This window comes from Parabacteroides bouchesdurhonensis (assembly GCF_900186615.1).
Taxonomy (GTDB): Bacteria; Bacteroidota; Bacteroidia; order Bacteroidales; family Tannerellaceae; genus Parabacteroides; species Parabacteroides bouchesdurhonensis.
On record NZ_LT896588.1, the window covers coordinates 3,311,184 to 3,324,742 of the forward strand.

11 protein-coding genes are annotated in these 13,559 nt (G+C 37.4%); 1 reads left to right on the forward strand and 10 read right to left on the reverse strand.

Translation table 11 applies throughout. The features are described from left to right. Positions 1 to 13 precede the first annotated feature (13 nt). The 8 genes from C1721_RS14340 to rbsK all read right to left on the reverse strand — a co-directional run bounded on the left by C1721_RS14340 (position 14) and on the right by rbsK (position 9,366). Complete coding sequence (locus C1721_RS14340; RefSeq protein ID WP_102408886.1) at positions 14 to 2,263, reverse strand: aconitate hydratase; 2,250 nt, start codon at positions 2,261 to 2,263, stop codon at positions 14 to 16. Positions 2,264 to 2,630: 367 nt separating this feature from the next. Next, on the reverse strand, positions 2,631 to 3,563 hold the full coding sequence (locus C1721_RS14345) for a glycosyltransferase family 2 protein (RefSeq protein ID WP_102408887.1): 933 nt from the start codon (positions 3,561 to 3,563) through the stop codon (positions 2,631 to 2,633). Between the two features lie 10 nt (positions 3,564 to 3,573). Then, positions 3,574 to 3,954 carry a GtrA family protein gene (locus C1721_RS14350; protein WP_102408888.1) on the reverse strand — a complete coding sequence of 127 codons (381 nt, stop codon included), beginning with the start codon at positions 3,952 to 3,954 and terminating at the stop codon, positions 3,574 to 3,576. Then, positions 3,929 to 4,690: a hypothetical protein gene (locus C1721_RS14355; protein WP_102409524.1), complete on the reverse strand. Its 762-nt coding sequence runs from the start codon at positions 4,688 to 4,690 to the stop codon at positions 3,929 to 3,931. Before C1721_RS14355 ends, C1721_RS14350 begins: the two co-directional genes overlap by 26 nt. Positions 4,691 to 4,831: 141 nt before the next feature. Beyond that, on the reverse strand, positions 4,832 to 5,833 hold the full coding sequence (locus tag C1721_RS14360; RefSeq protein WP_102408889.1) for a GRP family sugar transporter: 1,002 nt from the start codon (positions 5,831 to 5,833) through the stop codon (positions 4,832 to 4,834). A gap of 7 nt (positions 5,834 to 5,840) precedes the next feature. Beyond that, positions 5,841 to 6,857 (reverse strand): nucleoside hydrolase, encoded by a 1,017-nt coding sequence (locus C1721_RS14365; protein WP_102409526.1) that lies wholly within the window; start codon positions 6,855 to 6,857, stop codon positions 5,841 to 5,843. An 11-nt stretch (positions 6,858 to 6,868) separates the two neighbouring features. After that, positions 6,869 to 8,425 carry an ADP-ribosylglycohydrolase family protein gene (locus tag C1721_RS14370; protein WP_102408890.1) on the reverse strand — a complete coding sequence of 519 codons (1,557 nt, stop codon included), beginning with the start codon at positions 8,423 to 8,425 and terminating at the stop codon, positions 6,869 to 6,871. 17 nt (positions 8,426 to 8,442) lie between these two features. Next, on the reverse strand, positions 8,443 to 9,366 hold the full coding sequence (gene rbsK / locus C1721_RS14375; protein WP_102408891.1) for a ribokinase: 924 nt from the start codon (positions 9,364 to 9,366) through the stop codon (positions 8,443 to 8,445). Between the two features lie 189 nt (positions 9,367 to 9,555). Between rbsK and C1721_RS14380 the strand changes: the two genes are divergently transcribed. Further along, on the forward strand, positions 9,556 to 11,085 hold the full coding sequence (locus C1721_RS14380; protein WP_102408892.1) for a hypothetical protein: 1,530 nt from the start codon (positions 9,556 to 9,558) through the stop codon (positions 11,083 to 11,085). A gap of 69 nt (positions 11,086 to 11,154) precedes the next feature. Here the strand turns inward: C1721_RS14380 and C1721_RS14385 are convergent, their stop codons facing one another. Together C1721_RS14385 and C1721_RS14390 are read right to left on the reverse strand one after the other, a co-directional pair. Next, entirely contained in the window at positions 11,155 to 12,153 is a 999-nt protein-coding gene (locus tag C1721_RS14385; RefSeq protein WP_102408893.1) for a glycoside hydrolase family 130 protein, read from the reverse strand. A 21-nt stretch (positions 12,154 to 12,174) separates the two neighbouring features. Next, entirely contained in the window at positions 12,175 to 13,491 is a 1,317-nt protein-coding gene (locus tag C1721_RS14390; protein ID WP_102408894.1) for an MFS transporter, read from the reverse strand. Positions 13,492 to 13,559 lie beyond the last annotated feature (68 nt).

The following is a 13,559-nucleotide window of genomic DNA, read 5'->3' on the forward strand; positions in this document are numbered from 1 at the left end:
TTTCTATTTTATATTATTCATGTGCTGCATTCAACGCAGAACCAGCTTTAAACCATTTTATCTGTAAATCATTGTATGTATGATTTACCGGAAAAGATTCTTCCGATTCATCAGCATGGCGAAGCACTGCAATAAGCGGTTTACCCGGAGCAAAAGATTGTAATCCGATAATAGATATACGATCGTCTTCTCGAACTTTCTTATAATCGTCTTTATCAGCAAAGGTTAAAGCTAGCATTCCTTGTTTTTTCAAGTTTGTTTCATGAATGCGGGCAAAACTTTTAGCAAGAATTACTTTTACATTCAGAAAACGCGGTTCCATCGCCGCATGTTCACGGGAAGAACCTTCTCCATAATTTTCTTCCGCCACTACAATAGACGAAATATCTTGTTGTTTATATTGCTTAGCAACAGCCGAAACAGCCTCATATTTACCATCTAACTGATTCAATACGGAATTGGTCTTTCCATTGAAAGCATTCACAGCTCCCATCAACATATTATCGGAGATATTTTCCAAATGACCACGGAAACGTAACCACGGACCTGCCATTGATATATGGTCTGTTGTACATTTACCTTCAACCTTAATAAGAAGAGGCATATCCAACAAATCAGCGCCATTCCAAGGAGCAAACGGTTTCAAAGCCTGCAAGCGATTCGATTCCGGACTGATCTTTACATCAACCAAAGAAGCCGAAGGAGCGATGAATCCGTTATCTTTCACATCAAAACCTTTCGATGGAAAATCAATACCCTGAGGTTCTTTCAACTTTACTTTACGTCCATCCGAAGTGTTCAATGTATCTTTAAGCGGATTGAAACAAAGATCGCCGGCAATTGTCAAAGCCAATGTCAGTTCCGGAGAAGCAACAAACGCATGTGTATTTGGATTGCCATCGGCTCGCTTGGCAAAGTTGCGGTTGAAAGAAGTTACTATAGAATTATTACGGGTATTATCACTTGTATGTCTTTTCCATTGCCCGATACAGGGGCCACATGCATTTGCCATGATAACGGCACCTATACGTTCAAAGTCGGCAATAAGACCATCCCGTTCTGCCGTATAACGAATCTGCTCGGAGCCCGGATTAATAATTAACGAAGCATTCACCGGTATTTTATCTTCATAAGCCTGACGGGCAATAGATGCGGCACGACTCAAATCCTGATATGAAGAGTTTGTACACGAACCTATCAATCCAACCTCCATCTTTTGCGGATAACCATTTTCCCGCACCTTTGCAGCAAATTCGGAAATTGGAGTCGCAGCATCCGGGGTAAACGGGCCATTAATATAAGGTTCCAATTCTGAAAGGTTAATAACAATAACGCGATCATAATACATTTCCGGGGTAGCACGAACTTCCTCATCTGCTTCCAGATAAGATGAAATGGCTTCTGCCTTAACAGCAATCTCTTCCCGACCGGTTGCGCGTAAATAAGTTGCCATATTTTTATCAAACGGGAATAAAGATGTTGTTGCCCCGACTTCTGCTCCCATATTGCAAATAGTAGCTTTTCCCGTAGCAGACAAAGAAGAAGCGCCTTCTCCGAAATATTCAATAATAGCATTCGTTCCTCCTTTTACAGTAAGGATGCCTGCCAGTTTCAGAATCACATCTTTAGGAGAAGCCCATCCATTCAGACGTCCGGTAAGTTTAACACCAATAAGTTTAGGCATCTTCAACTCCCACTCCATTCCCGTCATAACATCTACAGCATCAGCACCACCTACACCGATTGCAACCATTCCTAATCCTCCGGCGTTGGGCGTATGAGAATCTGTTCCAACCATCATACCTCCCGGAAAAGCATAGTTTTCTAATACGACTTGATGGATAATTCCGGCTCCGGGTTTCCAAAAACCAATACCATATTTACCTGATACTGTTTTAAGAAAATCATATACTTCCCGGTTACCTTCGGTAGCAATATGGATGTCTTCTTTTGCACCGAGATTCGCTTGAATAAGATGATCACAATGTACAGTAGCAGGTACGGCAGACTTGTCTTTCCCGGCATTCATAAATTGAAGTAGTGCCATCTGTGCTGTAGCATCTTGCATCGCCACACGATCAGGACGGAAATTTACATAATCTTCGCCTCGTTTAAAAAGACGAATATTATTTTCATCATATAAATGAGCATAAAGGATTTTTTCAGACAATGTCATCGGACGACCAATGCTCTTGCGTGCGTTATCAACCCGTTTGGGGAACTTGGAATAGAAGTTTTCCAACATTTCAATATCATGCACCATATATATAGTTTTTTAGATTATCAAACACCTTTCTGTTAGCTTTTTACAAATGTAATAAATAGTATAATTACTTATATTTGATAATTTCTATGAGGATATAGAAGAAATCTATAAGAGCTAAGAAATCGCGCGTATCTTTATCTAAGTAAAAAGGCGTCCATTCGAACGAAATTTGAATTTCTTCCGAGAGAAATTTTATTTTCTTCCGAAAGGAACAAAAATTTCCATCGAACGCATTTTATAAATATAACGGTTGGATAATTTATTTTGTTCAAGTTTTTGGCTAAAATAAAAAGTAGCCCTAAATTCTATTGCCATCAATAAAACAGCAAGAGCTTTAGGGCTATCAAATAATATAATCCTTTAATCAGAAATTTTTCTTCTCATCAATAATATATTCGGGGCGCGCTTTGATTTCATCGAACAAGATTCCGACATATTGACCAAGTACGCCAACCGTCAATAACTGAACTCCGCCAAAGAAAATAACGGAAGTCATAATAGATGTCCATCCTGTCTCTGCATTGCTAAATCCATATATTTTTCCTAATGTAAACCATAGAGCTAATACGATACCGACCAATACAGAAATAAATCCCAAACTCGTTGCCAGTCTTAATGGTTTTTTTGAGAAGTATAACATTGCGGTAGAAGCAAATTTCACCATTTTGCTCAACGGATACTTAGTTTCTCCGGCTATGCGAGCTTCCCGTTCATAATAAAACGGAACCTGATGAAAACCTACCCAACTAATCAAACCACGGATATATTTTCCCCGTTCTTTAAAACGGTCGAATTCATCCATTACTTTACGGTCTACTAAACGAAAATCACCCGTATCTAATGGGAAATGAACCTCACTCATATAATTCATAACCCGATAAAAAGCTTTAGCAGTAAACAACTTAAAAGCACTTTCTCCCTCACGGGATTTGCGTACACAATATACTACATTCGCATTTTCTTTTTCTTGCAATGCTAAAATCTCCGGGATTAATTCAGGAGGATCCTGCATATCCGCGTCTATTATTATTGCTAAATCGGCATCACAATTATTAATTCCTGCAGTAACGGCTGGTTGATGCCCAAAATTACGCGAGAAATGAAGTATTTTTACAGATGGGTCAGAAGCTGCAATATTATTAAGTATCTCACGTGTTTTATCACGACTACCATCATTGATATAAATAATTTCAGTCGGATTCGGCAACGCCTCTAACACTTTTTTCGTTCGTCTATACGATTCCGTTATAACGGCTTCCTCATTATAACAAGGAACAATAACTGCGAGTTTTTTCATCTTTCCCTTATTATGCTTTAAAAGTATAAAACTTATTCATTATGAAATTAATCACTGTATAAAATGCCATCCCAATAAGATGATTATAATAATGATCTATAGACAAATGTTTATTCAGGAGCATTACTAATCCGTATTGTAATAAATAACAAATTATAAAAGCTATTGCAAAACGAAACGCACTTTTACCCCATCCGGAAGAACTGGCTTTAAAAGTCCATTGCTTATTCCAAATAAAACTATTTAAAATACCAGCCACGTAACCTGTAATATTAGATAATCCTTCTCTACATCCAAAAAGTTTCATCATCACCCAAATAACGGCCATTGTTATTAAAGTGTTACTTACTCCTACAACGCCATATTTAATCGCTTGTTTTACCGTCTCCATTCTTATATATAATCTCTTCTATTTCTTCGTGAGTAAGTTCCTTTACATTCGTTATTGTAAAAATATCGGAAAGGAAATTGCCATATTGGTTACATTCAATTATCACTTTGTCCAACGTACCTTTTATATCGGCGCGAACCGGTATCAGGAAAACCAGTTCAACATATTGTTCACCTATAGTAAGACGTTCTATTTCACAATCAGCTTTAGGTAAATAATAAGCAAATTCACGTTCTATCACCTTGCGTTGATAATCAACAAAAGGTTTTCTATCTGCCGACAACATCAACACATAAAAACGTAATTTTTCTCCTTTTCCTCCTAATCCGGTAGAAATATATATCTGTTTTTCTTCCGACAACTCAGATTCTAAAGATATACGACACTCCATCAATGCCATAAACGCCCAGTCTGTAACTTCTTTATCCGGATTTTGCACATATTCTTGTAACAGTTTATATGCCTTTACATTTTTGGATGTTGCCAACAGAGTAAGTTGATCTCTTTTCTCCTCTCTTCCAGATTCTTTATTATCAATCAGGAGAGCGAATACATCTTGACATTCTTGATCCGTTAATGGACGAGGCGGCTGATTTTCCTTACGTTTTTCTTCCGAATGTTTAAAATATTCCATCTGAAGTTCTACAGGAATGCGCTGTTCTAGTATATGGAGATGTCCGTCTATCCTTTCAAAAGAATTTCTGAACTTTTTAAAAATATCACCGTCTTCTTTCATAGATTCTTTTATTAGTTCTACATATCCAATAAACAAGAAACAAAGGCAAATGTACGGCTTTTTCCTGATATAAATACAAAAAAAGGCAAGAACCATACTTTATAGCTCTTGCCTTTCAATTATCGCAAGTATTTTATTTTACTATGCTCCAGCATAAATCAGAAAGCCCAAACCTATAATAAACAGGATAAACATTCCAAGATTCAACTGATCCGAACTTTTAGGCGCTCCTTTAAATTCTTTCCAGATCAAAATACCCCACAAAGCCGATACCAATGTAGCACCTTGACCTAAACCATAAGAAATAGCAGCTCCGGCTTTTTCTGACGCAATCATGCTAAAGGATTGTCCGATACACCATATAACGCCACCTAATATGCCAACTAAATGTGTATTAAAATTGCCTTTAAAATAACCGGAGATAGACACAGGTTGACCTTCTACCGGATGTTTCATAGCCAAGGTATTAAACAAGAAATTACTAATAAATACACCTAATGCAAAGATAAACACCGCCGTATAAGGAGTCAGTTTTCCAGCAGCCGGATGTGCGAAGTTTTCCAAATCCATTGAAGCAGCAACAAAGCGATAGAAAAAGGCCATAATTACACCGGCGGCAATTGAAAGGCCAATACCTTTAGCCGACACACTTCGTGTTCCTACCAACGCTTTCTTATATGCCAGGCCATTCAAAATGATGGCAACCGTAATAAAAGCAACACCAATAAATATAAACATGGGTTCTCCTTTTGCAGCACCAAAATAATTCACCAATACTCCCAATACTAAAGCTAATCCTATTCCTACAGGGAAGGCAACAGACATTCCACAAATAGCAATAGCTGCAGATAATAAAATATTAGCCGCATTAAAAATAATACCACCCAGAAAAGCACTGCCTAAACTAGACATATCCGCTTGTGCCAAGTCCGGAAGAAAACTACGTCCTTCCGCGCCAATACTGCCCAAAGTAAATGCAGAGATAATGGAAAAGAGCAAGACGCCGATCACATAATCCCAATAAAAGAACTCATATCTCCAAGTTCTCGAAGCTAGTTTTTGCGTATTTCCCCACGATCCCCAACAAAGCATCGTTATCACGCAAAATACAATAGCTAATGAATAATTCTGTACTATAAACATATCTTTCTTATTTAACTATAGGTTGATACATCATATAATTCTCAATAATAGCCGTCATTTCAGCAGACGGTACCTTTTCTATCAAACGAAGATCTTTTCCATTTGCGTTCGGTGTCCAACTGTTAGTACCTTCATCGTTTACAATACTGAAAGTACCACGCTCAACATTATAATACGGTTCATATCCTTTGATTGCAACCAGTACAGCTGTAGGGTCCCAACTCATATGTCCATCCGGACCTTCTTCTGCAAAACAGAGTTCATATACTTCTTTTACCGGATTATTTACAGCATTCATCCGAACAAGTTGTTTACCTGTAAGAATTTTCTCTCCTATTTCAAAACCACTAAAAATAATTTCAGTTGGCCATTGTTCCGCTACCACACGCGAAGCTATAGCATCACAATATACATTGAATTCTTTTCCTTCGGGAAACATACCTGCCATAGATACCAACCTCTTAACCTTCTTTGAAACCAGTTCTCTGCCGGACAAAGAACTATATTCATCGCCACCTGATAACAACAAGTCTTTTAAGTTCGTAAAAAAGCCTATTGAACAAATTACAACACTACTATCCGGCTGATCACTCAATAATTTCCGATAGACTTTTACAGCATCCGGAGCATCTGATGTTTCAGCCGTTTTATGCGGATATTTGGAAGGCAACACATCTGTCCATCTGATTTTATGCGGAGAAGTAAGCGAAACACCTCCTTTACTTTTCGGTCCTCCTACAGGAATATCCGGACGGTTGAAATAGGTATTCAGCACCTCAATACATGGTATAACTTGCTCATCATGGTTGGATGAAAGTACACCTAAAATATTTACTTGTCCACTATCAGCCAATGCATGCATCAAAGCCATTGCAGCCACATCATCATAGTCTGGACCTAAGTCCGTATCAAGAATAAGATTGACGGGATGAATAGTTTCAGTTTGCTCCGATTGTTCAGCCTTATTGCCAACACAAGTTGTAAATAATAGTATTAAACCGATTAACAAATATATTTTATTCATATCCATATAATTTATTGATGGGTAATCTGCATTGGAGCATCCGAATAAACGACTGCATCTCCAAAAACAATAGCAGCATCTGGTATAGGATTCAACCATTTGAAAGTAACAACATGCTTTCCTTTTGGTAATTCATATTTCCAGAACAGTTCATTTCGACGCGTAGTATAAGAAGCCGGCAGATTAGCTATTTCCATCAACTCGCCATCAATGTACATTTCCGCTTTTGCTACATAATCCTGCTTTTGACAACGAACATAACCTTTAAACACGACAGAAGTTCCTTCAAATGTAAATTCACCAACATCCGCAAGATCTTTATTTATAGGAATTTTATCTATTGGATATTGTCCGGCAAAGGCCTTTTCATATTTCACAGGAACAGGTTGTTGGCATGCTATTATCACATTATCACCTTCTACTTTTCCTCCGTTACGCTCAATCATCTGAATGGCCTGGTCAAAACTCATTTGGTAAGTCTTATTAAGCGAGATTGTTGTATAGGCGAAATCAATATCTTCTACTTCTTTCAGATTCTTTATCCAATATTCCGGAATATTGCTATATCCAAGCATCGTTCCAAGAATACCGGCTGCAGAAGCCGGATTACAATCTGAATCTTGCCCGCAACGTGTAGAAATATCCATTGTTTTATAGAAATCTCCTTCTCCGTAAAGTAAACCGATAAGGATATATGCACTGTTAATTACAGCATCAATATTAAGTGCGACAAATACTCCGTCAGGACAACCTATATCCTGACTCCATTTCTTTTCACACTCAAACCAAGTACGTTTCCAATCATCGGGGAATTCCTTATGCCAACGGATAACATCACTCATACACTGATAATACGTACTTTGTTCAGGTATCGTCTTAAGAGCCTCCGTTGCAATGTATTCTATATCATCAGAAATAAACGCCAAAGCATACATCGCACCTACATATACGCCGCCATACCAACCATCTCCGTAATTCATTATATGACCTATTTTATCGGAAATAGCAGAAGCTGCATTTGGCATACCGGGAGACATTAACCCTGCATAATCAGCTTCAATCTGATAGTCTATATCATCGGCATGCGGATTATTATGCCAATGTCCGGAAGCCGGAGGCATAATTCCCTGTAAAATATTATATCTTGCCGCTTGATTTGCATGCCACAATGTATATCCAGCCGTAGCAAAAGCCATAGCAAATGAATCTACCGGAGCATCCAAACCAAGCCTGTCAAACACATCAACAAAGGTCAAATCCATATATACATCGTCATACAAGCCAGGGAAATTGTCATACCACCATTTAATATAACCATCTGGCCATTTGATAGGAATATAATCCTGTATCATCGTTCCATTATACCTGAACTCTGTTGGTCCGCCGTAAGTACATCCTATTGTTTGACCGGCCCAACCTCCTTTTATTTTATCCATCAGAACTTCTTTACTAATAGTAAATTTTTCGGGAATCGATGCTTGTTTATTTGCCGTCGGTTGCTGGCTACATGAACTCAAACAAGAAAGTAAAGTTATTAATCCTGCAATTAAGAAAGTTGTCTTTTTCATGATAGTCTTATTTATAATTAACCAAATATATCTACTTCATTACGATATGGTGCGGATGATTGCGCTCCGACACGTGTTACAGAAATTGCGGAAGCTTTACATGCGAAACGCACAGCATCCGACAGATTTCGTTCTTCAGAAAGAGCTACAACTAACGCACCATTAAAAACATCACCGGCAGCTGTTGTATCTACAGCTTGGACTTTATAAGCCGGAATCATTTCTACCATTGAGTCATGATATACCAATGCACCTTTCGATCCTAACGTAATGATTACATATTGTACTCCCATTTTTGATATAAACTTTGCTGCTTCAACAGCAGATGTTTCATCAGTAATTTTTATTCCGGAAATCATTTCAGCTTCCGTCTCATTAGGAGTGATCATATATAAATGTTGAAGTAATGAAGGAGCAAGAGGGCATGCCGGGGCCGGATTAAGAATAACCTTCTTCTTTTTCCGATAAGCCAATTCTGCAACATACTCAACAGTCTCCATTGGAATTTCCAGCTGCATAAGAATTAAATTGGCCTCTTCAACAGCATCTATCGCTTGTTCTAAATCTGAAGGCAAAAGATTCGCATTCGCACCGGAAGCAACAACAATACAATTTTCGGCATGAGCATCTACAGTAATCAAAGCTACGCCGGAAGGATTCATGGAATCAGAAAAAATATATGAAGTATCTATGCCTTCTTCTTCGAATAATTGTTGAGACTGATGACCAAATATATCACTACCGGTCTTACATACAAAAGAGACGTTCCCTCCCAAACGAGATATGGCAACAGCCTGATTAGCACCTTTACCTCCGGGATTCATAAAGAAAGTGCCGCCAAGTACTGTTTCACCCGGACGTGGGAGATGTTGAGTTTTAATAACCATATCGGTGTTGCTACTGCCAACCACCAATATTTTATGTTCCTGTAATTTTTCCACTAATATATTAATTTAGAGATTAACGCTATTTCTATACAATCATTTTAATGCTTTATCCTGAAATGATATACTCAAAAATATAAAACAAAAATAAGTAAATAAATAAACATAAAACAGAGAAATAACAAAGCAAATAGATAAACCCAAATTATTTTTGTTACTTTGTTTTTTATAAAATTCCTAGCTATTATGAATAAAACATCTTCTCTCATCATACTTATCAATTCTCTTACAAAAGCAGAGAAAAGATATTTCCGTTTATATACTAATTTGCAAAACGGAGAAAAGGCTTATTTACACCTTTTCGATCTGTTAGATAAAAAACTTCCTATAGAAGAAATATATACTCAATTTTCGGATATACAGAATGGAAGTAGTTTTGATATGGCAGTCAAACATTTATACAGAGTCATCTTAGATTGCCTGGTTAAACTAAGGGAAAAACAAAATATACAAACAGAAATATTCAACTATATATCTAAAGCAGGTATTTTATATGAAAGAGAATTATTTGAAGACGCATTTTCTGAATTGAATAAAGCCCAAAAGCTAGCAACCATTTATGAAAATGACCCATTGTTATTATTAATTCTTCGTACGGAAATCAAATATTTAAGCGCATTAAATTTTGAAGGAATCGGCGAACGGCAATTAGTAGCTAAACAGATGAAAATTCATGAAGTAATGAAATATTCACGGAACATAAATATGCATTTGCAACTATATGATATCCTGAAATATCGTCTGAATTATAAAGGATATGCCCGTTCCGACAAACAAAAAGAAGATCTAAATGATTTAGTATTGAGTGAACTAAACCTCATCGCTAACAGTTCATACCGTAGTTTTGAATCCAATAAATTACACTTACTATTTCAAGCTACTTATTATTTAAATTCAGGAAACTATAAATCAGCTATACGTTATTATCAAGAACTCATCAATCTATTTGAGAAGAATAAGCATCTATTATCAACTCCACCTATTTATTATGTCAGCGCTATACAAGGAATTTTAAACAGTTTACATATCGCAGGTCTATATCAAGAAATGCCTTTCTTTTTATCAAAACTAAAAAAGATAGAAGCCAGCGATTATCCCACAGAGTTTATTTTAGATATCAGAGCCTGTATTTATCAATATGAATTAGCCGGATTCTTAAATACAGGAAAATTTGTCGAAGCAAAAGAATTGACAAACCAATACGATGATTCTTTATTTAAAAAAAGTAATCTACTAACATTGGAAGTTCAATTGAAACTACACATCAGCTCCACTATATTGTACCTTAGTTGTGAAGACCTGTCCAATGCCAAGAAATGTATAAAAAGAATATTCAGTTCAGGGAAACTGTTTTATGCTTTACCTTCATATAAAATAGCTCGTCTAATTAACCTCCTATTACAAGCTGAGTTAGGTAACTACGATTTTCTTACAAATGAAATCAATTCCATAAAACGTAACATTCGCTACGAAAAGCACATATACATTACCGAAAAACTAATCTTCCGGTTTGTCCAGGCATATCCACTGCCTTCCTATGAAAAAGTAAAGAACAAGCTCTGGCTTCAATATCAGAAAGATATAAATATGATCAAACAAAATAAATACGAACAACAATTACTGAAAACATTCGACTTTTTATCTTGGATAGAAAGTAAGTTAACGAACCGTCCTTTTGCAGAAGTATTAAAAGAAAAGACAAGTTACATGCACTAATAGGCATATATTATCAAATAAAAAAGGACACCATAATAATGGCATCCTTTTTCAAACTATCTCTCTCAATTAAATAATTGAATTTTTCTTCGTAAATTCTATGATTTCGTCGATATATCCGAAAGCCAATCCGGTAACCGTATCAGCACAGCCATAATATACTGCTATACGACGAGTTTCAGGGTCACAAAGTGCAGCACATGGAAATACTACATTCGGAACATCTCCCATACATTCGTAATCTTTTTGCGGAGATAATAAATATGGGCCGGAACGGAATTTCACTTTCCAGGGTTGTTCCAGATCAAGAATAGCTGATCCAAAACTATACACATAACCATTACAGGAATGTAATACACCATGATAAATTAATAACCAACCCTCTGATGTTTCAATAGGAATTGGCCCCGCACCTATTTTCATACACTGCCAGGCACTATCTTCAAAAGGTGCAGGAGACATTACATGACGATGCTTTCCCCAAAAACACGCGTCTGGTGATTCGCTATAGAAAATATCACCAAACGAAGTGTGACCATTATCACTCGGACGGCTTAACATGGCAAAGTTACCGTTTATCTTACGCGGAAACATCACCCCGTTACGGTTGAATGGCAAATAAGCATTTTCCAACTGGTGGAACGTCTCAAAGTCGAATGTATAAGCAACGCCAATTGTTGGACCATGATAACCATTACACCAGGTAACATAGTAACGATCTTCTATGAAACATACACGAGGATCATACGCATAAACAAATTCTCCGATTTCTTTATCGTCACATTCAAATTCCAGCTTCTTTTCTTCAATATTCCAATGAATACCGTCAGCACTAAAACCTACATGCAAACGCATACGGCGGTTCGTATCGTCGCAACGAAACACACCGGCATAACCTCCTTTAAAAGGAACAACCGCACTGTTAAATACGCTATTGGATGTAGGTAATATATCGCGAGGAATCACCGGATTCTGAGAATATCTCCACATTACATTATTACAACCTTCCGGACGATCTTCCCACGGCATATCCGGCAATGCCTTACCAACAATCTTTAATTTGTCCATGTCTATTATTTGTATTAAATGTTAATCTTCCAGTTTTTCTCCTTTATCATTATATGTAAACGGTACAAAATAGGCAACTAAGAACGATGGAATCATTGCAAAAACTGTAAATACGAAGAAGTATTTATAGCCGATCCAGTCGCTGATAAATCCGCTTATCATTCCCGGAATCATTATCCCCAGGTTCATAATACCCGAAGCAAACGCATAATGCGCCATCTGATGTTTGCCCGCAGCAACCTGTTGCATCATGAACAGGATTAGTCCGGCAAATCCGAAGCCATAACCAAAATATTCAAATATGATGGCCGTAGCTATCAATATTCCGTTCGTAGGTTGGTAATAGGCGAGGAACATATATACCAGAAACGGGATATTGAAACAGCAACATAATCTGAACAATACATTACGCAATCCCTTAGCCGAAATGTAATAGCCGGCTAATATAGAGCCAAGTACAAAGGCAGCTGCACCAAATGTTCCGTAATATACTCCAATCTCCTGTTCCGACAATCCTAAACCTTGTTGTTCCACCGGCGCCTTTAAAAACAAGGGAACAATCTTGACAACAAAGCCTTCGGCAAAGCGATACAATATAATGAAGCAAATGTACCATACGATATGTTTTTTGGTAAAAAAATCCTTAAACACACTCCATAGTTCGGTCATACTTTCTTTCAGCGATTTATTATCGCCTGAAGCCTTTTTACCGGACGGCAACATTTTTGTATGATATATTCCGAGTAATATCATAACAACACCGCAGAGAAGCATAACCGACATCCAGGCGTACACGATTGCGCTTTCACCGTCATATTTGCGAGAGAAATAGCTAATCATATAACCGGCCAGATAAACCAATCCTCCGGTTGCAACAAGCTTTGCCAGATTGTAGAAAGCGCCTTGCCAACCTATATATTTAGCCTGATCTTCGGGAGACAGTTCGTCTATATAAACGCCATCGGTAGCGACATCGTGAGTAGCTCCACTAAAAGCGATGATAGCAAGTAGGCCTACAGTAATTGCAAAGAAGTGAGGCATATTCAACACTAAAGCCACTAAACCAAACATGCAACCGGTAAGGAGCTGTGTTAAAACGACAAAGAATTTCTTCGTACGGTACATACCTAACAGCGGACTCCACAAAGGTTTCAATGTCCATGGTATCATTATCAGCGAAGTCCAAAGTGCTATCTGCGAATCGGAGATATTCAACCCTTTAAACATCAATACGGCAACCATATTCAATATAACAAAGGGAAAACCCATTGCAAAGTAGACGCTGGGAATCCATGTCATCGGATTACGGCGGCGTTTAGCAGCATTATCTTCTTTCATATTCCAATTGTGTTTTTCATGTGTACAAATATACTCTTTATATTTAAAAAGCACAACCTGTCCGGTAA

Coding starts and splice junctions, on each gene's coding strand:
- C1721_RS14340 (WP_102408886.1), bottom strand. CDS start 2,263: ATGGTGCATGATATTGAAATGTTGGAAAACTTCTATTCCAAGTTCCCC.
- C1721_RS14345 (WP_102408887.1), bottom strand. CDS start 3,563: ATGAAAAAACTCGCAGTTATTGTTCCTTGTTATAATGAGGAAGCCGTT.
- C1721_RS14350 (WP_102408888.1), bottom strand. CDS start 3,954: ATGGAGACGGTAAAACAAGCGATTAAATATGGCGTTGTAGGAGTAAGT.
- C1721_RS14355 (WP_102409524.1), bottom strand. CDS start 4,690: ATGAAAGAAGACGGTGATATTTTTAAAAAGTTCAGAAATTCTTTTGAA.
- C1721_RS14360 (WP_102408889.1), bottom strand. CDS start 5,833: ATGTTTATAGTACAGAATTATTCATTAGCTATTGTATTTTGCGTGATA.
- C1721_RS14365 (WP_102409526.1), bottom strand. CDS start 6,857: ATGAATAAAATATATTTGTTAATCGGTTTAATACTATTATTTACAACT.
- C1721_RS14370 (WP_102408890.1), bottom strand. CDS start 8,425: ATGAAAAAGACAACTTTCTTAATTGCAGGATTAATAACTTTACTTTCT.
- C1721_RS14380 (WP_102408892.1), top strand. CDS start 9,556: ATGAATAAAACATCTTCTCTCATCATACTTATCAATTCTCTTACAAAA.
- C1721_RS14385 (WP_102408893.1), bottom strand. CDS start 12,153: ATGGACAAATTAAAGATTGTTGGTAAGGCATTGCCGGATATGCCGTGG.
- C1721_RS14390 (WP_102408894.1), bottom strand. CDS start 13,491: ATGAAAGAAGATAATGCTGCTAAACGCCGCCGTAATCCGATGACATGG.